Raw genomic sequence first — 22,270 nt, 5'->3', positions numbered from 1 at the left:
GATGATATAATAAAGAATTTTGAAGATGAAGGAGTATGTTATAGCAAAAAAACTTTAGGGAGCTTAACTAGATTTACTATTTATAATGATTCTAGTATGAAGAAAATAAAGTATTTGATTATCGTGGAAAATGATTTTATAGCTTCGATAAATTTTATACAGAGCGTCAATTATCATGATCTGGAAAAGATTTTATTGCAGTTAAATGTAGATATTTCTAAGTAGAACAATTAGTATTGTTTCATCACGAATTAAATGGGATTAGGATATGGAAATCAAAAAACACTTTGGAGTCTATGCTGTTTGCTTTGAAAATGGGAAGTTACTCTGCATTGAAAAAACGAGGGGCCCTTATCAACATCGTTATGATTTACCCGGAGGCAGTCAGCAACTTGGTGAAGGATTGACGGAAACGCTGATTAGAGAAGTTATGGAAGAGACAGGATTTACTGTTAGAAGCTATTCCAATCCTCGAATCTACGATGTTTTCGTCAGGGAAGAGTTAACAAATTTTACTGTTCACCATATCATGGCATTTTATGATATTGAGGTCAACGAGAAGGAAGCTCAAGTTACGATTTCGGAAGCTGTCTCTGATGGTGCGAATGATTCACTCGGATATATTTGGATGGATATTCAGAAAATCACAGAAGAAAATGCATCGCCATTAGTCTTGAAGGTCAAGTCTGAATTATTAGGATTTCCAGAGCTGGACAAGACCTTGTATATGAATTGGAAGGTGAATGATGAGAAACCAACTTGTCCTTAGTGGAGAACAAATTGTTGAAAAAGTGTATCCTCAGTTATTGCACCACGTCGGTATGATTCGTGGAGAATACTTACTGAGAGAGCTCAATCAAAATATCTTGTTATCAAGTTGTCAGCAATTTGTAAAAGATTATCTAGATACCATTTGCTCCTTGTACTCAGATGAAGAAGTCTGGTATCGTTTTTCAGAATTAACGAATACAGAAGCTAATTGTCTAAAGGGGACTAAAGAGTATTTTGATGAAAATCATCCCTTGTTTGGATATAGAGGGATAAGGCGTTTGCTGGCGTGTCCGAATGAATTTCAGGCTGAGGCACATGTCGTTACAGAAGTTTATCAAACAAATCCCAATCTGTCTGTTATTTTTCCTTTTGTCAATGATGCCGAGCAGTTAAAACAAGCTATTACAGTATTACGTCAGCATGGTTTTACTGGGAAAATCGGCACAATGATTGAATTACCGTCAGCTTATTTTGACTTGGACAGAATAATAGAAACGGGTATTTCAAAGATTATAGTTGGAATGAATGATTTGACTTCTTTTGTTTTTGCGACTGTGAGAAACAGTCAATGGCATGATATGGAAAGTCCAATAATGTTAGATATTCTGAGAGATATGCAGGATAAAGCAAGTATGAAAAAGATTGACTTTGCTGTAGCAGGCTATCTGAATGATTCTTTCATACAAAAAATGAATCAGATGGGTATAAAGTGCATTATCCACTACAGTTCTATTCCAGAGATTTTTGATTTAGAGATTGATCATCCAGACCACCTCAAACGTGTAAAAGAAGAAAGTAAAAAATTACAAAGGAGCAACCCATGACACCTCAAGAAATGTGGAATGCATACAAGAAAATCAATCCCTCGATTGGAGATGAGATAGATGCCTGGGCTTTTGGAGTGGAAGCTGATCTCTTGGCCGACTTGGTTCTAAGAGGCGAAAAGACAGCAACTGCCTCGGCCTATGACCTCTACGCACTAGAAGACGAACCTCTTCCACAAGAAGGGACCTTCGATGTCATTTTAGATAGTCAAAATCAGGCTATCTGCATTGTCGAAATTACCAAGGTTTCCGTTCAGCCCTTTCATCAAGTTTCTGCTGACCATGCCTACAAGGAAGGGGAGGGGGATAAATCTTTAGCCTATTGGCGCCAGGTTCATGAAGATTGTTTCACCGAGTGGCTGAGGGAGGCAGGACTGACTTTCACACCTGACAGCAAGGTTGTTTTAGAAGAATTTCGCAAGGTCTATCCACAGTAGATCGCTAGAAGGAAGAAAGTTTTGGAAATCACCGTCCAATCCTTTTTTCTTAAGCAAAACATGATATAATAAGTTTGTTTGAAGTAAGAGTAAAACTCTTAAACTTAGAATAGGAGAAAACTATGCAAGCAGTTGAACATTTTATTACGCAATTTGTTCCTGAACATTATGATTTATTTTTGGACTTGAGTCGTGAGACCAAGACATTTTCTGGGAAGGTGACCATCACTGGTCAAGCGCAGAGTGACCGTATTTCCCTTCACCAAAAAGACTTGGAAATCGCTTCTGTAGAAGTTGCGGGTCAAGCTCGTCCATTTACAGTTGACCATGAAAATGAAGCCCTTCATATCGAATTGGCTGAGGCTGGTCAAGTTGAATTGGTCATCGCCTTTTCAGGAAAAATCACAGACAACATGACAGGGATTTACCCTTCTTATTACACAGTTGATGGTGTCAAGAAGGAAGTCTTGTCTACTCAGTTTGAAAGCCATTTTGCGCGTGAAGCCTTCCCATGTGTGGACGAGCCTGAAGCCAAGGCTACTTTTGACCTCGCTCTTCGTTTTGACCAGGCAGAAGGTGAAGTGGCCTTGTCAAACATGCCTGAGATTGATGTGGAAAACCGAAAGGGAACAGGCATCTGGAAGTTTGAAACAACACCTCGCATGTCTTCTTACTTGTTAGCTTTTGTTGCAGGTGATTTGCAAGGGGTAACGGCTAAAACTAAAAACGGTACCCTCGTAGGTGTCTACTCAACCAAAGCTCACCCACTATCTAACCTTGATTTCTCATTGGACATCGCCGTTCGCTCGATCGAGTTTTACGAAGATTACTACGGAGTTAAGTACCCAATCCCTCAATCACTTCACATCGCCCTGCCTGACTTCTCAGCTGGTGCTATGGAAAACTGGGGTCTTGTGACCTACCGTGAAGTTTACTTGGTTGTAGATGAGAACTCAACCTTTGCTAGCCGTCAACAAGTTGCCCTAGTTGTAGCACATGAGTTGGCCCACCAATGGTTTGGGAACCTCGTGACTATGAAATGGTGGGATGACCTTTGGCTTAATGAAAGCTTCGCTAACATGATGGAATACGTCTGTGTGGATGCCATCGAGCCAAGTTGGAATATCTTTGAAGACTTCCAAACAGGCGGTGTTCCAGCGGCGCTTAAACGCGATGCGACTGATGGTGTTCAGTCTGTTCACGTTGAAGTAAAACACCCAGATGAAATCAATACCCTCTTTGATGGAGCTATCGTCTATGCCAAAGGAAGCCGTCTCATGCATATGCTTCGCCGTTGGCTCGGAGATGCTGATTTTGCTAAAGGCTTGCATGCTTACTTTGAAAAGCACCAGTACAGCAATACCATTGGTCGTGATCTTTGGAATGCCCTTGGTCAAGCATCGGGACGTGATGTTGCAGACTTCATGGATTCTTGGTTGGAACAGCCTGGTTATCCAGTTCTCACTGTCAAAGTTGAAAATGACGTCTTGAAGATTTCGCAAAAACAATTCTTCATCGGTGAGCACGAAGACAAGAACCGTCTCTGGGTTGTACCACTCAACAGCAACTGGAAAGGCCTACCAGATACACTTGAAACTGAAAGTATCGAAATCCCCGGCTATGCTGCTCTTCTTGCTGAAAACGAAGGAGCCCTTCGTCTCAACACTGAAAATACAGCCCACTATATTACAGACTATCAAGGAGACTTGTTAGATGCTGTTCTTGCTGACTTAGTTGAGCTTGATAACACAAGCAAACTACAAATCGTTCAAGAACGTCGTTTGCTTGCTGAAGCAGGGCACATTTCTTATGCTGACTTGCTCCCAGTCCTTAATAAACTTGCTAAGGAAGAGTCTTACCTTGTTGTTTCAGCTGTTTCTCAAGTGATTTCTGCCCTTGAGCGCTTTATCGATGAAGGAACAGATGTTGAAACAGCCTTCAAATCACTAGTTGCTAAATTGGCTCGTCATAACTATGACCGTCTTGGCTTTGAAGCTAAAGACGGAGAATCAGATGAGGATGAATTGGTTCGTCAGTTGGCTGTTTCTATGATGATTCGCTCCAATGATGCAGAAGCTAGTCAAGTCGCTAGCCAAATCTTTGCAGCTCACAAGGAGAATCTTGCAGGCCTTCCAGCAGCTATCCGTGCACAAGTTCTCATCAATGAGATGAAACACCATGAGACCAAGGACTTGGTCGCAACTTATCTGGACCTCTACACTCATGCCACAGATGCTGTTTTCAAACGCCAGTTGGCAGCTGCTCTAGCCTACAGTACAGATGCTGACAATATCCAAACCTTGATTAGTTCGTGGAAGGATAAGTTTGTTGTGAAACCACAAGACTTGTCTGCTTGGTATTACCAGTTCCTAGATCATCAAACAACTCAAGAAACTGTTTGGGTATGGGCGCGTGAAAACTGGGAGTGGATCAAGGCAGCTCTTGGTGGGGATATGAGCTTTGATAGCTTTGTTATCCTACCTGCCCATGTATTTAAGACAGAGCAACGCTTGGCAGAGTACAAGGAATTCTTTGAGCCACAACTCTCTGACCTTGCTCTTAGCCGTAACATTCGCATGGGGATCAAGGATATCGCAGCGCGTGTTGATTTGATTAAGCGTGAAAAAGCAGCAGTCGAAGCTGTTGTAGCCCAATATGCCAAAGCGTAATTCATTCGAAATGTAAACAAAAACTCAACTTTCTATCTGTAAACCAGAGAGAGTTGAGTTTTTTTTAAGGCAATTTTGGTATAATAATCATAACAAGGAGGAGTTTCTGATGATAAAGATCTTATTAGTAGAAGACGACTTAGGCCTGTCAAACTCAGTATTTGACTTTTTAGATGATTTTGCAGATGTCATGCAGGTTTTTGATGGAGAAGAAGGTCTCTACGAAGCAGAAAGTGGCGTTTATGACTTGATTCTGCTTGACCTGATGTTGCCTGAAAAAAATGGCTTCCAAGTCTTAAAAGAGTTGCGCGAAAAAGGAATTACGACACCAGTCCTTATCATGACTGCCAAGGAAAGTTTGGATGACAAGGGACATGGTTTTGAGTTGGGAGCGGATGACTATCTGACCAAACCTTTCTACCTAGAAGAACTCAAAATGCGGATCCAAGCCCTTCTCAAACGTTCAGGTAAGTTTAACGAAAACACCTTGACCTATGGAGATATTGTCGTCAACCTTTCAACGAATGAAGTGAAAGTGGAAGATACTCCTGTGGAACTACTTGGAAAAGAGTTTGAGTTATTGGTTTACTTCCTTCAAAATCAAAATGTTATTCTTCCTAAGACGCAAATTTTTGACCGTCTATGGGGATTTGATAGCGATACGACGATTTCCGTTGTAGAAGTCTATGTCTCAAAAGTTCGTAAGAAATTGAAGGGAACAGCCTTTGCTGAGAATCTTCAAACCTTGCGTAGTGTCGGGTATATTTTAAAAGATGTTCAATAAACTAAAAAAAACATGGTATGCAGATGATTTCAGCTATTTCATTCGAAACTTTGGAGTGTTCACCCTGATCTTCTCTGCTATGACCTTGATTATCCTCCAGGTCATGCACTCGAGTCTCTACACTTCTGTAGATGAAAAACTCCAAGCCCTTAGTAGCAGTCCCCAAGCGGTTATCCAGTTATCCCTGAATCGGGCAACTGAAGAAGTCAAAGATATTCAACCAGCAACAGCGGATGCCAGCAAGGCTGAAATCAAGCCCAATGTCAGCTCCAATACGGAAGTCTTGCTCTTTGACAAGGATTTTAATCAGCTCTTACTGGGCAATCGCTTTTTAGGCTTGGACAAGATCAAACTGGACAAGAAAGAGTTGAATCACATTCGCCAAATCCAAGTTGTCAATAGCTACGGTCAGGAAGAAACTTACCGAATGATCTTGATGGAAACCAATTCGTCCACCGTTTCAAGCAATGTCAAATATGCGGCAGTCTTGATCAATACCAGCCAGCTTGAGCAAATCAGCCAAAACCACGAGCATTTAATTGTTGTAGTGATGGCTAGTTTCTGGCTTCTGTCTTTAATTGCCAGTGTTTACCTAGCACGTGTCAGTGTCAAACCCTTGCTGGAAAGCATGCAAAAGCAGAAGTCCTTTGTTGAAAATGCGAGTCACGAACTGAGAACACCTTTGGCCGTTTTACAAAATCGTTTAGAGACTCTCTTTCGAAAACCAGAAGCGACGATCATGGAATCCAGCGAAAGCATTGCTTCTAGCCTCGAAGAAGTTCGCAACATGCGCTTCCTCACGACCAATCTTCTCAACCTTGCACGTCGCGATGATGGAATCAAACCAGAAATAGCAGAAGTTTCTCCGCAATTCTTTAAAACAACTTTTGCTAACTATGAGCTGATTGCTTCTGAAAATGATCGTGTTTTTGACTATGAAAATCGGATTTATCGTCCCTTCATGACTGATCAGTTGCTCCTAAAACAGCTCATGACCATCTTATTTGACAATGCCATCAAGTATACCGAAGAAGATGGGAAAATTGAGTTTGTGGTTTATGCTACAGATCGCCACCTCTATCTAACAGTAACGGATAATGGAATTGGAATCTCAGCTGCTGACAAGAAGAAAATTTTTGACCGCTTTTACCGTGTAGACAAGGCGAGAACCCGTCAGAAAGGTGGCTTTGGCCTTGGATTATCTTTGGCTAAGCAGATCGTAGATGCCTTACGAGGAACGATTAGTGTAAAAGATAACAAACCTAGAGGAACAATTTTTGAAGTTAAGATCGCTATTCAATCTCCTTCAAAACGTAGGAATAAATAAAAAAGGCAGTTTTATAACTGTCTTTTTCGATAACTTGAAAAGAGGTTGGTAGTAGTAGCAACCTTTATTTTGAAAATTTTCGTTTCATCATCTTTCGTTGAAGTTGTAAAAGTGCGAAGCTTGTTCCCATAGCAGCAATAAATGATAAAGCTGTGTTCAATTTTAAGGCTAAAAAGATAAAGCTAAAAAGCACCATAAAAATACAAAAACAAGCGATATTTACAAAAAATAAAATCTCTTTTAGGCTAGAGCCAACAGGGGCTTCAGGTGTATAGTCTTGATAAAGCGGAGTTTGTTTCGATTCTGGAATTTGCTCAAACTCATAAGCTTCTAATTTTCTTGCGGGCATGATTCTCTCCTTAACAGTACCTAACTATTTTATCATTTTTTATGCAGAGGATTGTTACAGAATGGTTACAAAACTACTAAAGTCTCTTATCATCTTCTAAGTCACTCTTCTTGACACCCACTAGAGAAAGTGATAACATGGATGCTACACTTAAAACAGATGACCTGACTTTCTCTATTATAAATATACTGAGAAAGGAAAGGATAACTTATATAAATTGATAGCAAGCTGAGGCTTTTTCCTAAGATGATTTGTTGAGTTGCTACCTTGATTCATTTTAAAATAATAGGTAGGAGTTGTTTTGAATGGATGATAAGACAGAAATTCTGTCTATTGGATTGGGTGGCCTTCTTGCTACCTCTGGGGAAAGTTAAAGGAGATAAGCATGTATCTTGCTATCAAAGAGATATTACGAAACAAACTTCGATATAGTATGATCTTAACGACCATTTTTCTTATCGCTTTTATGGTCTTTTTTATGACCAGTCTAGCTCTTGGTCTTGTGCGAAACAACCGAGCAGCTATTGATAATTGGCAAGCAACGGGTGTCGTTTTATCCGACTACGCAAATGATAACTTGACAGCATCCTTTATTCCTGAAAAGGACTACAAGGACAAGAGTTCTGAAGAGGCTGCTCCATTGGGCTATATGTTCGCTGTAACCAATCTAGTCGATGGTAGTGAAAAGGTCAATGTTTCCATTTTTGCTCAAGACTGGGACTCTTTTATCTCTCCTAGTTTGACGGAGGGTCGTTATCCTGAAAAAGATGATGAGGTTGTCGTGGATCAGTCTTTTGAGAACTATGGGATGAAGCTAGGTGATGCCATTCAGCTCAATGGAAGCGAGGCAAGTTACAAGATTGTAGGCCTGACTCAAGGAAATAAATTTTTCACCGAGCCTGTTGTCTTTACGAGTCTGACAACTTATTGGACCTTACAAGGAACCTTGAAAGCCAATCGTTCCATCTCTGCTTTGGTATTGAAAAATGATATAGAAGTGGTCGGGGATGGACTGAAACAGATTTCCATTCCAAAAATGATTTCGAAAATTCCTGGTTACACACCTCAGGTTAATGTATTTTCAGGGATGATTCTTGCTATGATTGTCATCACTGGCTTGATTGTGGGGATTTTTGTTTATATCATTACCATCCAAAAACTAGGACTATATGGAATAATGCGGGCTCAGGGTATACAGATCAAAACCATTGTATGGTCTCTTTTCTGTCAAATCTTCCTCCTAGCCGGTATGGGGATTGGATTAGCATTGCTGGCAATCGGAGGAGTGATTTTAGTCTTACCAGCTACCTTCTTTTTCTACCCAAGTTGGATAGCTTACTCTGTCCTAAGTTTGGTAATTTGCTTGATGGCCCTTCTAGGTGGTGTCATTTCACTTCCACGCTTGTTAAAGGTGGACCCGATTACTGCGATTGCAGAGTGATAAGGAGAATAGTATGACAGCATTGATTGAAATGACTCAAGTGACAAAAACTTACGGAGAAGGAAAGATGAAAGTCGTAGCCCTGCATGAGACGAATTTTCAGCTAAATGCGGGAGAGTTCGTAGCTATCGTTGGGCCTTCAGGCTCTGGAAAGACGACCTTTCTAACAACTCTAGGACAACTTCAGGAAGCATCGAGTGGAAAGATTCTAGTCAAAGGGAAGGAAACAGGCAGTTTAACGGAGAAGGAAAAAACAGATCTCCGTTTTAGAGAGTTTGGTTTCATTCTTCAGGCTTCAAACTTAATTCCTTTTCTAACGGTCAAGGAACAGCTGGATTTGATAGACGGACTAGATAAGGGAAAAAATAGTAAAAGTGACCGAAAAGAGCTGTTTGACTTGTTGGATTTGGAAAAAGTAAAAGATCAGTATCCCAAGGCTCTATCGGGTGGCGAACGTCAGCGTGCCGCGATTGCTAGAGCGCTCTATAACAATCCAAGTATTGTGCTTGCAGATGAGCCGACAGCCAGTCTTGACACTGAGCGTGCCTACCAAGTAACGGAGATGCTGGCTGCCATTGCCCATGAACAAGGCAGAGGAGTTGTTATGATTACGCATGATACTCGTCTTCTTGATAAGGTTGACCGTATTTATGTCATGAACGATGGCCACCTAGTTGAAGAAACACATGCATAAAATAGAGTGAATGGTACAAGTTACTGTTCACTTTTTGATTGGGAAAGATAGAAATAAGTTTAACTTTTTGTGAAACTCTCAGTACCCATAGCTGATTTTTGAGAAATGTGGTATAATTTTTCTTATGGAAAAGATTATCATTACAGCAACTGCTGAAAGTATTGAACAAGTTAAACAACTGCTCGAAGCTGGCGTAGACCGTATCTATGTCGGTGAGAAAGATTTTGGTCTTCGTCTGCCAACGACCTTTAGTCATGACCAATTGCGTGAAATCGCTAAGCTGGTTCATGATGCTGGTAAGGAATTGATCGTTGCAGTCAATGCCCTCATGCACCAAGATATGATGGATCGTATCAAGCCTTTCTTAGACTTTTTGGAAGAAATCAAGACAGACTACATTACGATTGGGGATGCAGGTGTCTTTTACGTAGTCAACCGCGATGGTTATTCATTTAAGACCATCTACGATGCTTCAACCATGGTAACTAGCAGTCGTCAGATAAATTTCTGGGGACAAAAAGCTGGCGCATCTGAGGCGGTTTTGGCGCGTGAAATTCCATCGGCTGAACTCTTCAAAATGCCAGAGATTTTGGAAATTCCTGCTGAAGTTTTGGTTTACGGAGCTAGTGTTATTCACCATTCTAAACGTCCGCTCTTGCAAAACTACTATAACTTTACGCATATCGATGATGAAAAGACCCGTAAGCGTGACCTTTTCTTGGCTGAACCAAGTGACCCAGAGAGCCACTACTCCATCTTTGAAGACAATCATGGGACCCACATCTTTGCCAACAATGACCTTGATTTGATGACTAAATTGACAGAATTAGTGGAGCATGGTTTTACTCACTGGAAATTAGAAGGTCTCTATACTCCAGGTCAGAACTTTGTTGAGATTGCGAAACTCTTTATCCAAGCGCGTAGCTTGATTCAAGAGGGTAACTTTAGCCATGACCAAGCCTTCTTGCTGGATGAAGAAGTGCGTAAACTTCACCCTAAAAATCGCTTCCTTGATACAGGATTTTATGACTACGATCCTGATATGGTTAAATAGGACATCAAAACCCGAAATAAAAATGTTCGGGTTTTTCTAGTGTATCCATGAAATAAAAACGGATACATGTTATAATAGAAGTAGCTCTTTTATGGAGGTGTTTGAGTGGAAAATCTGAAGAAAATGGCAGGTATCAAGGCTGCTGAGTTTGTCAAGGATGGCATGGTTGTCGGACTGGGAACGGGTTCTACTGCCTATTATTTTGTAGAAGAAATCGGTCGTCGTATCAAGGAAGAAGGATTGCAGATTACAGCTGTAACGACTTCTAGTGTGACTAGTAAACAGGCTGAAGGGCTTAATATCCCACTCAAGTCTATTGACCAAGTAGACTTTGTCGATGTGACAGTCGACGGGGCGGATGAAGTGGATAATCAGTTTAATGGAATCAAAGGTGGTGGTGGTGCCCTTCTGATGGAGAAGGTTGTCGCAACGCCCTCAAAAGAATATATTTGGGTAGTGGATGAAAGCAAGCTAGTCGAGAAACTGGGTGCTTTTAAATTGCCAGTAGAAGTGGTTCAGTATGGCGCAGAACAAGTCTTTCGTCGTTTTGAACGTGCTGGCTACAAACCAAGTTTCCGTGAAAAAGACGGCCAACGTTTTGTGACCGATATGCAGAATTTTATCATTGACCTTGCCTTGGCTGTCATTGAAGATCCAATTGATTTCGGACAAGAATTGGACCATATCGTTGGTGTTGTAGAGCACGGCTTATTCAATCAAATGGTGGATAAGGTCATCGTTGCTGGACGAGATGGAGTTCAGATTTTAACTTCAACAAAAGCAAGATAACTAAAATAATAAGGAGATACACTATGTCAAAATTTAATCGTATTCACTTGGTTGTATTGGATTCTGTGGGAATCGGTGCTGCACCAGATGCCAATAACTTTGTCAATGCAGGGGTTCCAGATGGAGCTTCTGACACATTAGGACACATTTCAAAAACAGTTGGTTTGAATGTCCCAAACATGGCTAAAATCGGTCTAGGAAATATTCCTCGTGAAACTCCTCTTAAGACTGTAGCAGCTGAAAGCAATCCAACTGGATATGCGACAAAATTGGAAGAAGTATCTCTTGGTAAGGATACTATGACTGGACACTGGGAAATCATGGGACTCAACATTACCGAGCCTTTCGATACTTTCTGGGACGGATTCCCAGAAGAAATCTTGACAAAGATCGAAGAATTTTCAGGACGTAAGGTCATTCGTGAAGCCAACAAACCTTACTCAGGAACGGCTGTTATCGATGATTTTGGACCACGTCAGATGGAAACTGGAGAGTTGATTATCTATACTTCAGCTGACCCTGTTTTGCAAATTGCTGCCCACGAAGACATTATTCCTTTGGATGAATTGTATCGTATCTGTGAATACGCACGTTCAATCACCCTTGAGCGCCCAGCCCTTTTAGGACGTATCATTGCCCGTCCTTATGTAGGTGAACCAGGTAACTTCACTCGTACGGCAAACCGTCGTGACCTGGCAGTTTCACCATTTGCTCCAACCGTTCTCGATAAACTCAATGAAGCGGGTATCGATACTTATGCTGTTGGTAAAATCAACGATATCTTTAATGGTGCTGGTATCAACCATGACATGGGCCACAACAAGTCAAACAGCCATGGAATTGATACACTATTGAAGACCATGGGTCTTGCTGAGTTTGAAAAAGGATTCTCCTTCACAAACTTAGTTGACTTTGATGCCCTTTACGGCCACCGCCGCAATGCTCATGGTTACCGTGATTGCTTGCATGAGTTCGATGAACGCTTGCCTGAAATTATAGCTGCCATGAGAGAGAATGACCTTCTCTTGATTACTGCGGACCATGGAAATGACCCAACCTATGCAGGAACTGACCACACTCGTGAATATATCCCACTTTTAGCTTACAGTCCTTCCTTTAAAGGAAATGGTGTCATTCCAGTTGGACATTTTGCAGATATCTCAGCGACAGTTGCGGATAACTTTGGTGTTGAAACTGCCATGATTGGGGAAAGTTTCTTAGATAAATTGGTATAAGATGAAACGCTATGCTTTACTGGTAAGGGGCATTAATGTCGGTGGGAAAAATAAGGTTGTCATGGCGCAACTTCGTCAAGAACTGACAGAGTTGGGACTGGAAAAAGTTGAAACCTACATCAACAGTGGCAACATTTTCTTTACTGCGACAGCTCCCAAAGCCAAATTGGTTGAAAAGTTAGAGGCTTTCTTTGAAGTCCATTATCCATTTATTCAGAGCTTTTCTTTGCTGAGTCTAGAGGACTTTGAAGCGGAACTTGAAAATCTGCCTGAATGGTGGACCAAAGATTTGGCACGAAAGGATGTCCTCTTCTACACGGAGGGCTTGGGTGTTGCTCAAGTCATTGAGAAAGTTGAAAGTTTGGAACTGAAAGATGAAGTGGTTCATTTTGGAAGACTTGGGATTTTCTGGGGGAAATTCTCTGAAGAATCCTACTATGCAACTGCCTATCACAAGCACTTGCTCAAGATGCCTTTTTATCGCAGCATCACCATTCGCAATGCAAAAACCTTTGATAAAATCGGTCAAATGCTAAAAAATAATAAAGGAGACACATAATGACATTTTTAGATAAAATCAAGGAAACAGCTGCTTTCCTGAAAGAAAAGGGAATATTAGCGCCTGAGTTCGGTCTAATCCTCGGATCAGGACTTGGAGAATTGGCGGAAGAAATCGAAAATCCAGTTGTAGTAGACTATGCAGATATTCCAAACTGGGGCCGTTCGACAGTAGTCGGACACGCTGGTAAATTGGTATATGGAGAGCTTGCAGGTCGCAAGGTCTTGGCTCTTCAAGGTCGTTTCCATTTCTACGAAGGAAATCCTCTTGAAGTCGTGACTTTCCCAGTACGTGTGATGAAAGTTCTCGGATGTGAAGGTGTCATTGTAACCAATGCAGCTGGCGGTATTGGATTTGGTCCTGGTACCTTGATGGCTATCACAGACCATATCAACATGACGGGTCAAAATCCATTGATGGGTGAAAACTTGGATGATTTTGGTCCACGTTTCCCTGATATGTCTAAAGCCTACACACCAGAATACCGTGCTACTGCCCATGAAGTGGCTAAAAAACTCGGTATCAAGCTTGATGAAGGTGTCTATATCGGTGTAACCGGTCCGACTTATGAAACACCAGCAGAAATTCGTGCCTATAAGACATTGGGTGCAGATGCAGTTGGTATGTCCACTGTTCCTGAAGTTATCGTAGCAGCCCACTCAGGCTTGAAAGTTCTAGGAATTTCATGTATCACTAACCACGCTGCTGGTTTCCAAGAGGAACTCAACCATGAGGAAGTGGTTGAAGTAACAGAGCGTGTCAAAGGTGATTTCAAAGGCTTGCTTAAAGCTATTCTTGCTGAATTGTAATGTCATGAGAGTTCACTTTATTTTACATGAAACATTTGAGATTCCGGGTGCTTATCTAAATTGGGCTCTGGAACGAGGCCATCACATTACATCAACAAAGGTTTATGAAAAAGAACCTCTTCCTGAAACAATTGACGGAATTGATTTTCTGATTGTTATGGGTGGTCCTCAATCACCTGATGAGGATAGAGAAAACTTCCCATACTATGACCCTAAGGCTGAGCTTGCTTTTATGAAAGAAGCAATTGCCGCAGATATCTATATCGTTGGTGTCTGTCTTGGTGCTCAGCTCTTGTCTGTTGCCTATGGTGCGAAGTATGAACATAGTCCAGAGCGCGAGATCGGCGTTTATCCTGTGACATTGACGATGGAAGGTCTAACAGATCCTCATGTCAGCTTGTTCGGAGAAACCTTAGAAACCGGCCACTGGCACGGTGATATGCCAGGGCTGACAAAGGATGCTGTTGTTCTTGCGACGAGTCAAGGTTGTTCACGTCAGATTATTCGCTTCAGTCCGAAACATTATGCCTTTCAGGCCCATTTGGAATTTGATCCCGAAGCAGTAGAACTCTTAATTACTGCGGATGGTGAGGAGCAATTAAGAGAGCAAAGTGAAAAGTTTTCTTTTGTTCAAACACCAGAAGAATTACGTGGAAACGATTACTCTGAAATGAATGCAAAACTGTATGCATTTTTAGATTCGTTGGTAAACTAGGAACTACAGAAAGGCAGAGTATCTGAGTTATAGTCAAACTCGAGCTAACTGTTTTGCGAAATATTTAATTTTAAAATCAAGAAAGAAAGGATGGGTAAACCGTATTTGCTGAACTGAATACGGGCGGAGAACTGTGTAAAAAAGATAAACTGTCTAGCATCTGCGATGCTTCGTCAGTTTCCTATTTTTACTTTGTTCTCTGTCGCTATCCTAAATATACAAAAAGAAAGGTAGAGCAAGGTGTTCTGATTTGAACACGAGCTATTCTCCTATTTATCATCAAAATTAAGAAAGAAAGGAATTGAACCCACCCTAAAAGCAGTGGGAAAAAGATAGTTGGTCTAGCGAGCATCGCTCACTGCGCCCAACTCCTATTTTCCCTTCGCTTTTTGACGGGTTTGGTATCTTATATTATGTCTATCCATATTGCTGCTAAGCAGGGTGAAATTGCTGATAAAATTCTTCTTCCTGGGGATCCTCTTCGTGCGAAATTTATTGCGGAGAACTTCCTTGAAGATGCTGTTTGTTTTAACGAAGTGCGTAACATGTTTGGCTACACTGGTACTTACAAGGGTCACCGTGTATCTGTCATGGGAACTGGGATGGGGATGCCATCCATTTCGATTTATGCGCGTGAGTTGATTGTGGACTACGGTGTGAAGAAATTGATCCGTGTGGGAACTGCTGGTTCTTTGAATGAAGATGTCCACGTACGTGAATTGGTCTTGGCGCAAGCAGCTGCAACCAACTCAAACATTATCCGCAACGACTGGCCACAGTATGATTTTCCACAAATTGCAAGTTTTAATTTGTTGGATAAGGCCTACCATATCGCCAAAGAACTCGGTATGACCACCCACGTTGGGAATGTTTTGTCATCAGATGTTTTTTATTCAAACTACTTTGAAAAAAACATCGAGCTTGGTAAATGGGGAGTCAAGGCTGTGGAAATGGAAGCGGCAGCCCTTTACTATCTTGCTGCCCAACACCACGTCGATGCACTTGCTATCATGACCATTTCTGATAGCTTGGTCAATCCAGATGAAGACACCACTGCAGAAGAACGCCAAAACACCTTCACCGATATGATGAAGGTTGGTTTGGAAACCTTGATTGCAGAGTAAAATGTAAAAGAAAATCCTGATTTCAAATGGAATCAGGATTTTTTCATGGATGCGATTTTTTCTGGGTCTGGTGTAACGCGGAGGGTCTTTTGTCCTGTGTAGGTTACAAAGCCAGGTTTGCCACCAGTTGGTTTGTTGAGTTTCTTGACTTCAATCATATCCACTTGCACCAGATTTGACAAGCGCCCTTTGGAGAAGTAGGCAGCCAGTTCGGCCGCATCTGTCTTGACTTCGTCAGAAGGATCAAGATTTCCTGAGATGACGACATGGCTTCCAGGGATGTCCTTGGCATGGAACCAAAGTTCCTCCTTGCGAGCCATTTTAAAGGTTAGCTCTTCATTTTGCAAGTTGTTTCGACCAACATAAATGATGGTTTTGCCATCGCTTGCTAGATACTGTTCTGGTTTTTTGCGTTTCTGAATTTTCTCTCGCTGTCTTCTACGGATAAAGCCTGTTTGGATTAATTCTTCACGGATTTCAGCGATTTCTTCCAGTCCAGCTTGGTTGAGCACAGTCTCGACGCTTTCCAGATAGAGAATGGTTGCCTTGGTTTCCTCAATCAGCTCAGTAAGGTATTTGACAGCTTCTTTGAGTTTCTGGTAACGTTTAAAGTAGCGTTGGGCATTCTGGCTGGGAGTCAAGGCCTTATCAAGCGCAATCGTGATAGGCTGATTAGTGTAGTAGTTGTCCAAGGTAACCTGATTTTGGTCATTAGGCACTTGGTGGAGGAAGGTTGTCAGCAATTCACCTTTTTGGCGAAATTCCTCAGCATTGTCTGTCGCTAGTAACTCTTTTTCTTGTTTTTTAAGCTTATGTCGATTTTTCTGAAGTTCATTTTCAACACGACGAATCAGTTCGCTGGCTTGCTGTTTGACGCGGTCTCGTTCAGCCTTGTCCTTATAGTAGGTGTCCAGCAAGTCAGAAAGGCTGGCAAAAGGCTCTCCCAGCTGATTTGCAAAAGGAACTGGACTGAAGGAAGTCTCAGTCAAGAATGGCTTGGTTTCTTGACCGAAAAAGTTACGGAAAGTGGATAGTTTGTCACTAACCAATAAACTTTCCAGTTCGTTTGCCGTATCTCGTCCTAGACCTTGAAAGAGGCTTTGAAGATTTTTTGCTGTTAGTTCCTGTGTTTGCAGGATTTCAAAGAGCTTCTCATCCTTGATAGTAAAAGGATTGAGAGACTCGGTGCTTGGCGGAGCGATATAGGTCGATCCTGGAAGCAAGGTGCGGTAACTATTTTGTGAAAAGCCGACGTGTTTGATGACTTCGAGGATTTTATGGCTACTTTTATCCACGAGGAGAATATTACTGTGTTTGCCCATGATCTCGATAATCAAGGTAGCCTGGATATGATCGCCAATCTCGTTTTTATTAGAAACCGTGATCTCCACGATACGGTCGTTTTCGACTTGCTCAATCGACTCAATCAGGGCACCCTGCAAATACTTTCTCAAAACCATGATAAAAGTGGAAGGTTGGGCTGGATTTTCAAAAGTCGTTTGGGTCAGCTGGATGCGCCCAAAAATGGGATGGGCAGAGAGGAGCAGGCGATGGCTTTGGCGATTGCTGCGGATTTGCAAGACCAACTCTTGTTCAAAAGGCTGATTGATTTTCTGAATGCGACCATTGACCAACTCTCTTCGCAATTCCTCAACCATGTGGTGTAAAAAAAATCCGTCAAATGACATCGTTCTCTCCTTGTGATTGTATTCCATAGTATTATATCAAAAAGGTAGGATAAAATCATGGAAATGTGGTATAATAAAGCCAAGTAAAGAGAAACGAGAAGTACATGTATATTGAAATGGTAGATGAAACTGGTCAAGTTTCACAAGAAATCTTGCAACAAACCCAAGAAATTTTGGAATTTGCAGCCCAAAAAATAGGAAAAGAAGACAAGGAGATGGCAGTCACTTTTGTGACCAACGAGCGTAGCCACGAACTCAATCTCGAGTACCGTGATACGGATCGTCCGACAGATGTCATTAGCCTTGAGTATAAACCTGAGTTGGATATTGCCTTTGACGAAGAGGATTTGCTTGAAAATCCTGAATTGGCAGAGATGATGTCTGAGTTTGATGCCTATATTGGGGAGCTTTTCATCTCTATCGATAAAGCGCATGAGCAGGCTGAGGAATATGGCCATAGCTTTGAGCGTGAGATGGGCTTCTTGGCAGTACACGGCTTTTTACATATCAACGGCTACGATCACTACACTCCGGAAGAAGAAGCGGAGATGTTCGGTTTACAAGAAGAAATTTTGACAGCCTATGGACTCACAAGACAATAAACGAAAATGGAAAAATCGTGACCTGGTATCCAGTTTAGAATTTGCCATCACAGGGATTTTAACTGCTATCAAGGAAGAACGCAATATGCGCAAACATGCAGTGACGGCACTAGTAGTCATCCTTGCAGGTTTTGTTTTTCAGGTGTCACGAATCGAATGGCTCTTTCTCCTAATGAGCATTTTCTTGGTAGTAGCGTTTGAGATTATGAACTCTGCTATTGAAAATGTGGTGGATTTAGCCAGTCACTATCACTTTTCTATGTTGGCAAAGAAAGCCAAGGACATGGCGGCAGGTGCCGTGCTGGTGGTCTCTCTTTTTGCTGCAGTGACAGGTGCACTTATCTTTCTCCCGCGCATTTGGGATATACTATTTTAAACAATAAGAGGAAATTATGACTTTTAAATCAGGTTTTGTAGCCATTTTAGGGCGCCCCAATGTTGGGAAGTCAACCTTTTTGAATCACGTCATGGGGCAAAAGATTGCCATTATGAGTGACAAGGCGCAAACAACGCGCAATAAAATCATGGGGATTTACACCACGGATAAGGAACAAATCGTCTTTATTGATACACCGGGGATTCACAAGCCAAAAACAGCTCTTGGAGATTTCATGGTGGAATCTGCCTACAGCACCCTTCGTGAAGTGGATACTGTTCTATTCATGGTGCCAGCTGATGAGCCACGTGGTAAGGGGGACGACATGATTATCGAGCGTCTCAAGGCTGCCAAGGTTCCTGTCATTCTGGTGGTGAATAAGATTGACAAGGTTCATCCTGATCAGCTCTTGACTCAGATTGATGACTTTCGTAATCAAATGGACTTTAAGGAGATTGTTCCTATCTCAGCCCTTCAGGGAAATAACGTTTCTCGACTAATCGATATTTTGAGTGAAAATCTGGAGGAAGGGTTCCAGTATTTCCCAGCTGATCAAATCACAGATCATCCTGAGCGTTTCTTGGTTTCAGAAATGATTCGTGAGAAGGTTCTTCATTTGACGCGCGAAGAAATTCCCCACTCAGTTGCCGTAGTAGTCGACTCTATGAAGCGGGATGAAGAGACAGACAAGGTTCATATCCGTGCAACCATCATGGTCGAGCGCGATAGTCAAAAAGGGATTATCATCGGTAAAGGTGGCGCTATGCTCAAGAAAATTGGAACCATGGCTCGTCGTGATATCGAACTCATGCTAGGGGACAAGGTTTTCCTAGAAACCTGGGTCAAGGTCAAGAAAAACTGGCGTGATAAAAAGCTAGATTTGGCTGACTTTGGCTATAATGAAAAAGAATACTAAGTAGAGGTGGGCTCATGCCTGCTTCTTGTTTTTACAGAAGGGGGATTTATGCCTGAATTACCAGAGGTTGAAACGGTTCGTCGTGGCTTAGAAAAATTGATCTTGGGAAAGAAGATTTCTAGTGTAGAGATTCGTTATCCCAAGATGATTAAGACGGATTTGAAAGAGTTTCAAAAAGAACTAGCTGGTCAAGTAATTGAGTCAATGGGACGCCGTGGAAAATATTTGCTTTTTTACCTAACAGACAAGGTCTTGATTTCTCATTTGCGGATGGAGGGAAAGTATTTTTACTATGCAGACAAGGTCCCTGAACGCAAGCATGCCCATATTTTCATCCAGTTTGAGGATGGCGGTACTCTTGTATATGAGGACGTACGCAAGTTTGGTACCATGGAACTATTGGCGCCTGACCTTTTGGAAACTTACTTTATTTCTAAAAAACTAGGGCCTGAGCCAAAAGAGCAGGACTTTGATTTGCAGGTCTTTCAAACTGCTCTAGCCAAGTCTAAAAAGCCTATCAAATCCCATCTCCTAGACCAGACCTTGGTAGCTGGTCTTGGCAATATCTATGTGGATGAGGTCCTCTGGCGAGCTCAGGTTCATCCAGCTAGACCTTCCCAGACTTTGACGGTAGAAGAAGCGTCAGCCATTCATGACCAGACCATTGCTGTTTTGGGGCAGGCAGTTGAAAAGGGCGGTTCCACCATTCGGACCTATACCAATGCCTTTGGGGAAGATGGAACCATGCAGGATTTTCATCAGGTCTATGATAAGACTGGACAAGCATGTTCGCGCTGTGGGACAGTGATTGAGAAAATCCAGCTTGGCGGACGTGGAACCCACTTTTGTCCAACTTGTCAAAGGAGGGACTGATGGGAAAAATCATTGGAATCACAGGAGGAATTGCCTCTGGGAAGTCAACTGTGACAAATTTCCTAAGAGAGCAAGGTTTTCAAGTGGTGGATGCTGATGCAGTCGTCCATCAGTTACAAAGACCTGGTGGGCGTCTTTATCAGCTCTTAGTTCAGCACTTTGGGCAGGAAATTATCTTAGAAAATGGAGAACTCAATCGCCCTCTCCTGGCTAGTCTCATCTTCTCAAACCCTGAAGAGCAAGAATGGTCTAAGCAAACCCAAGGAGAGATTATTCGTGAGGAATTGTCTGCACTAAGAGAACAGTTGGTTCAGACAGAAGCGATTTTTTTCATGGATATTCCTCTGCTTTTTGAGCAGAACTACGCCAACTGGTTTGATGAAACATGGCTGGTCTATGTGAACCGTGATGTTCAGGTGGAACGTTTCATGAAACGGGATCATCTTTCTAAGGAAGTAGCAGAGTCTCGTTTGACCGCCCAGTGGTCTTTAGAAGAAAAGAAAAAATTAGCGAGTCATGTTCTAGACAACAATGGCAGTCGTGATCAGCTTGTGGCTCAAGTAGTGAAGTTACTTGAAGGAGGAGATAGCTGTGCAAGAGATTAGTTGGAAAGATAATCTTCGTGTCGCCTGGTTCGGTAGTTTTCTAACGGGAGCCAGTATTTCCTTGGTCGTCCCTTTTATGCCTATCTTTGTAGAGCAGTTGGGAATCGAGAGTGACCAAGTTGCTTTCTATGCTGGATTATCCATCTCAGTTTCGGCCGTTTCAGCAGCTTTGATTTCTCCTATCTGGGGTATTCTTGCTGACAAATATGGTCGAAAACCCATGATGATTCGAGCTGGGTTTGCTATGACCATCACCATGGGAGGCTTGGCCTTTGTTCCAAATATCTATTGGTTAATCTTTCTTAGATTACTAAATGGCGTATTTACAGGTTTCGTACCGAATGCGACAGCTTTAATAGCCAGTCAAGTCCCCAAGGATAAGTCTGGCTATGCTTTGGGGACTTTATCAACTGGAGTAGTAGCTGGGACCCTAACCGGCCCCTTTGTAGGTGGCTTGATTGCTGAAATTTTTGGTATCCGCAATGTCTTTTTATTGGTGGGTGCTTTCCTATTTTTAGCTGCAATCCTAACCATTTTCTTTATCAAGGAAGATTTTCAACCAGTAGCTAAGGAGAAGGCTATCCCGACGAAAGAATTATTTTCTTCTTTCAAGTATCCTAGGCTTTTAGTAAACCTATTTTTGACCAGCTTTGTCATTCAATTTTCAGCTCAATCAATTGGCCCCATTCTCGCTCTCTATGTTCGGGACTTAGGGCAGACTGAAAATCTCCTCTTTGTATCAGGATTGATCGTATCCAGCATGGGATTTTCTAGCATGATGAGTGCTGGAGTGATGGGAAAACTAGGAGATAAGGTGGGAAATCATAGACTTTTAGTTGCAGCGCAGATTTATTCAGTCATCATTTACCTTCTTTGTGCCCATGCAACCAGCCCCCTTCAACTTGGCTTGTATCGTTTTCTCTTTGGTTTGGGAACGGGTGCTCTGATACCAGGTGTTAATGCATTACTTAGTAAGATGACTCCCAAAGTAGGCATTTCAAGGATTTTTGCCTTTAATCAAGTCTTTTTCTACCTTGGGGGTGTTGTTGGTCCCATGACTGGTTCAGCAGTAGCAGGGCAATTCGGCTACCACTCTGTTTTTTATGCGACAGCAGCCTGTGTAGCTCTCAGTTGTTTATTTAACTTAGTTCAATTTAGATCATTATTAAAAGTAAAGGAAATCTCGTGCGAGTAAAAATCAATCTCAAATGCTCCTCTTGTGGCAGTATTAATTACCTAACCAGTAAAAACTCCAAAACCCATCCAGACAAGATTGAGGTTTTAAAGTATTGTCCCAAGGAAAGAAAAGTAACCCTACATCTTGAATCTAAGTAGAATTTATGGTAAAATAATAGGGATTTTAAGGAGTTTGATATGTACAACCTATTATTAACCATTTTATTAGTATTATCTGTTGTGATTGTGATTGCGATTTTCATGCAACCAACTAAGAACCAATCCAGCAATGTATTTGATGCCAGCTCAGGTGATTTGTTTGAACGTAGTAAGGCGCGTGGTTTTGAAGCTGTGATGCAACGTTTGACAGGTATTTTAGTCTTTTTCTGGCTAGCCATTGCCTTAGCATTGACGGTATTATCAAGTAGATAAGAAATGGGCGAGACTAGGTCT

26 protein-coding genes are annotated in these 22,270 nt (G+C 41.9%); 24 read left to right on the top strand and 2 right to left on the bottom strand.

What is annotated here, in order from left to right:
* The 7 genes from D8852_RS10100 to D8852_RS08045 all read left to right on the top strand — a co-directional run.
* Positions 1 to 225 (top strand): hypothetical protein (locus D8852_RS10100; RefSeq protein ID WP_221762950.1); only part of this gene is annotated, 225 nt, incomplete at its 5' end.
* Between the two features lie 43 nt (positions 226 to 268).
* Complete coding sequence (locus tag D8852_RS08070) at positions 269 to 769, top strand: NUDIX hydrolase (protein ID WP_125425374.1); 501 nt, start codon at positions 269 to 271, stop codon at positions 767 to 769.
* Complete coding sequence (locus tag D8852_RS08065) at positions 747 to 1,595, top strand: putative PEP-binding protein (RefSeq protein ID WP_125425380.1); 849 nt, start codon at positions 747 to 749, stop codon at positions 1,593 to 1,595. Before D8852_RS08070 ends, D8852_RS08065 begins: the two co-directional genes overlap by 23 nt.
* Positions 1,592 to 2,032 carry an ASCH domain-containing protein gene (locus D8852_RS08060; protein WP_125425373.1) on the top strand — a complete coding sequence of 147 codons (441 nt, stop codon included), beginning with the start codon at positions 1,592 to 1,594 and terminating at the stop codon, positions 2,030 to 2,032. Before D8852_RS08065 ends, D8852_RS08060 begins: the two co-directional genes overlap by 4 nt.
* A gap of 122 nt (positions 2,033 to 2,154) precedes the next feature.
* The gene (locus tag D8852_RS08055; RefSeq protein ID WP_125425372.1) at positions 2,155 to 4,701 is read left to right on the top strand and encodes a M1 family metallopeptidase; all 2,547 of its coding nucleotides are present in this window, start codon (positions 2,155 to 2,157) and stop codon (positions 4,699 to 4,701) included.
* Between the two features lie 109 nt (positions 4,702 to 4,810).
* A complete protein-coding gene (gene ciaR, locus D8852_RS08050) occupies positions 4,811 to 5,485 on the top strand; it encodes a two-component system response regulator CiaR (RefSeq protein WP_000590630.1) in 675 nt (224 codons plus the stop codon).
* Positions 5,475 to 6,812 carry a sensor histidine kinase gene (locus tag D8852_RS08045; RefSeq protein ID WP_125425371.1) on the top strand — a complete coding sequence of 446 codons (1,338 nt, stop codon included), beginning with the start codon at positions 5,475 to 5,477 and terminating at the stop codon, positions 6,810 to 6,812. The genes ciaR and D8852_RS08045 overlap by 11 nt, the downstream gene beginning before the upstream one ends.
* Before the next feature lie 64 nt (positions 6,813 to 6,876).
* On the opposite strand, the gene D8852_RS08040 is transcribed toward D8852_RS08045, so the two are convergent.
* Positions 6,877 to 7,161 (bottom strand): DUF3270 domain-containing protein, encoded by a 285-nt coding sequence (locus D8852_RS08040; RefSeq protein WP_125425370.1) that lies wholly within the window; start codon positions 7,159 to 7,161, stop codon positions 6,877 to 6,879.
* Positions 7,162 to 7,546: 385 nt separating this feature from the next.
* On the opposite strand from D8852_RS08040, the gene D8852_RS08035 reads away from it, so the two are divergent.
* The 9 genes from D8852_RS08035 to deoD all read left to right on the top strand — a co-directional run bounded on the left by D8852_RS08035 (position 7,547) and on the right by deoD (position 15,581).
* Positions 7,547 to 8,602: an ABC transporter permease gene (locus D8852_RS08035; RefSeq protein ID WP_125425369.1), complete on the top strand. Its 1,056-nt coding sequence runs from the start codon at positions 7,547 to 7,549 to the stop codon at positions 8,600 to 8,602.
* A gap of 13 nt (positions 8,603 to 8,615) precedes the next feature.
* Complete coding sequence (locus tag D8852_RS08030) at positions 8,616 to 9,296, top strand: ABC transporter ATP-binding protein (protein ID WP_125425368.1); 681 nt, start codon at positions 8,616 to 8,618, stop codon at positions 9,294 to 9,296.
* Positions 9,297 to 9,420: 124 nt separating this feature from the next.
* Positions 9,421 to 10,350 carry a peptidase U32 family protein gene (locus tag D8852_RS08025; RefSeq protein WP_000411189.1) on the top strand — a complete coding sequence of 310 codons (930 nt, stop codon included), beginning with the start codon at positions 9,421 to 9,423 and terminating at the stop codon, positions 10,348 to 10,350.
* A gap of 105 nt (positions 10,351 to 10,455) precedes the next feature.
* A complete protein-coding gene (rpiA, locus tag D8852_RS08020) occupies positions 10,456 to 11,139 on the top strand; it encodes a ribose-5-phosphate isomerase RpiA (RefSeq protein ID WP_125425367.1) in 684 nt (227 codons plus the stop codon).
* Positions 11,140 to 11,162: 23 nt separating this feature from the next.
* Positions 11,163 to 12,374 carry a phosphopentomutase gene (locus D8852_RS08015; protein WP_125425366.1) on the top strand — a complete coding sequence of 404 codons (1,212 nt, stop codon included), beginning with the start codon at positions 11,163 to 11,165 and terminating at the stop codon, positions 12,372 to 12,374.
* 1 nt (position 12,375) lies between these two features.
* Positions 12,376 to 12,933 (top strand): DUF1697 domain-containing protein, encoded by a 558-nt coding sequence (locus D8852_RS08010; protein ID WP_125425365.1) that lies wholly within the window; start codon positions 12,376 to 12,378, stop codon positions 12,931 to 12,933.
* On the top strand, positions 12,933 to 13,742 hold the full coding sequence (locus tag D8852_RS08005) for a purine-nucleoside phosphorylase (RefSeq protein ID WP_125425364.1): 810 nt from the start codon (positions 12,933 to 12,935) through the stop codon (positions 13,740 to 13,742). Before D8852_RS08010 ends, D8852_RS08005 begins: the two co-directional genes overlap by 1 nt.
* Before the next feature lie 4 nt (positions 13,743 to 13,746).
* On the top strand, positions 13,747 to 14,457 hold the full coding sequence (locus D8852_RS08000) for a type 1 glutamine amidotransferase (RefSeq protein WP_125425363.1): 711 nt from the start codon (positions 13,747 to 13,749) through the stop codon (positions 14,455 to 14,457).
* A gap of 413 nt (positions 14,458 to 14,870) precedes the next feature.
* Positions 14,871 to 15,581, top strand: a complete 711-nt coding sequence (gene deoD, locus D8852_RS07995) for a purine-nucleoside phosphorylase (RefSeq protein WP_125425362.1) — start codon at positions 14,871 to 14,873, stop codon at positions 15,579 to 15,581.
* Between the two features lie 32 nt (positions 15,582 to 15,613).
* Here the strand turns inward: deoD and pavA are convergent, their stop codons facing one another.
* Positions 15,614 to 17,269 carry an Rqc2 family fibronectin-binding protein PavA gene (pavA, locus tag D8852_RS07990; protein ID WP_125425361.1) on the bottom strand — a complete coding sequence of 552 codons (1,656 nt, stop codon included), beginning with the start codon at positions 17,267 to 17,269 and terminating at the stop codon, positions 15,614 to 15,616.
* Between the two features lie 104 nt (positions 17,270 to 17,373).
* On the opposite strand from pavA, the gene ybeY reads away from it, so the two are divergent.
* Genes ybeY through secG form a run of 8 tightly spaced genes read left to right on the top strand, consistent with a single transcriptional unit; the run spans position 17,374 to position 22,249 of the window.
* Positions 17,374 to 17,871 carry an rRNA maturation RNase YbeY gene (ybeY, locus tag D8852_RS07985; RefSeq protein WP_000275169.1) on the top strand — a complete coding sequence of 166 codons (498 nt, stop codon included), beginning with the start codon at positions 17,374 to 17,376 and terminating at the stop codon, positions 17,869 to 17,871.
* Positions 17,852 to 18,247 carry a diacylglycerol kinase family protein gene (locus D8852_RS07980; RefSeq protein ID WP_125425360.1) on the top strand — a complete coding sequence of 132 codons (396 nt, stop codon included), beginning with the start codon at positions 17,852 to 17,854 and terminating at the stop codon, positions 18,245 to 18,247. Before ybeY ends, D8852_RS07980 begins: the two co-directional genes overlap by 20 nt.
* A 16-nt stretch (positions 18,248 to 18,263) precedes the next feature.
* Positions 18,264 to 19,163: a GTPase Era gene (gene era, locus D8852_RS07975; protein WP_071850872.1), complete on the top strand. Its 900-nt coding sequence runs from the start codon at positions 18,264 to 18,266 to the stop codon at positions 19,161 to 19,163.
* Positions 19,164 to 19,211: 48 nt separating this feature from the next.
* Complete coding sequence (gene mutM, locus D8852_RS07970) at positions 19,212 to 20,036, top strand: DNA-formamidopyrimidine glycosylase (protein WP_125425359.1); 825 nt, start codon at positions 19,212 to 19,214, stop codon at positions 20,034 to 20,036.
* Positions 20,036 to 20,641, top strand: a complete 606-nt coding sequence (gene coaE, locus D8852_RS07965) for a dephospho-CoA kinase (RefSeq protein WP_125425358.1) — start codon at positions 20,036 to 20,038, stop codon at positions 20,639 to 20,641. Before mutM ends, coaE begins: the two co-directional genes overlap by 1 nt.
* Positions 20,628 to 21,836 (top strand): multidrug efflux MFS transporter, encoded by a 1,209-nt coding sequence (locus tag D8852_RS07960; protein ID WP_125425357.1) that lies wholly within the window; start codon positions 20,628 to 20,630, stop codon positions 21,834 to 21,836. Before coaE ends, D8852_RS07960 begins: the two co-directional genes overlap by 14 nt.
* Positions 21,827 to 21,976, top strand: a complete 150-nt coding sequence (rpmG, locus tag D8852_RS07955; RefSeq protein ID WP_001809104.1) for a 50S ribosomal protein L33 — start codon at positions 21,827 to 21,829, stop codon at positions 21,974 to 21,976. The genes D8852_RS07960 and rpmG overlap by 10 nt, the downstream gene beginning before the upstream one ends.
* 39 nt (positions 21,977 to 22,015) lie before the next feature.
* Positions 22,016 to 22,249, top strand: coding sequence for a preprotein translocase subunit SecG (gene secG / locus D8852_RS07950; protein WP_000282517.1), 234 nt, complete (start codon positions 22,016 to 22,018; stop codon positions 22,247 to 22,249).
* Positions 22,250 to 22,270 lie beyond the last annotated feature (21 nt).

Source organism: Streptococcus mitis (assembly GCF_003942695.1).
GTDB lineage: Bacteria > Bacillota > Bacilli > Lactobacillales > Streptococcaceae > Streptococcus > Streptococcus mitis_BD.
This window is presented reverse-complemented; position numbering and strand designations above follow the sequence as displayed.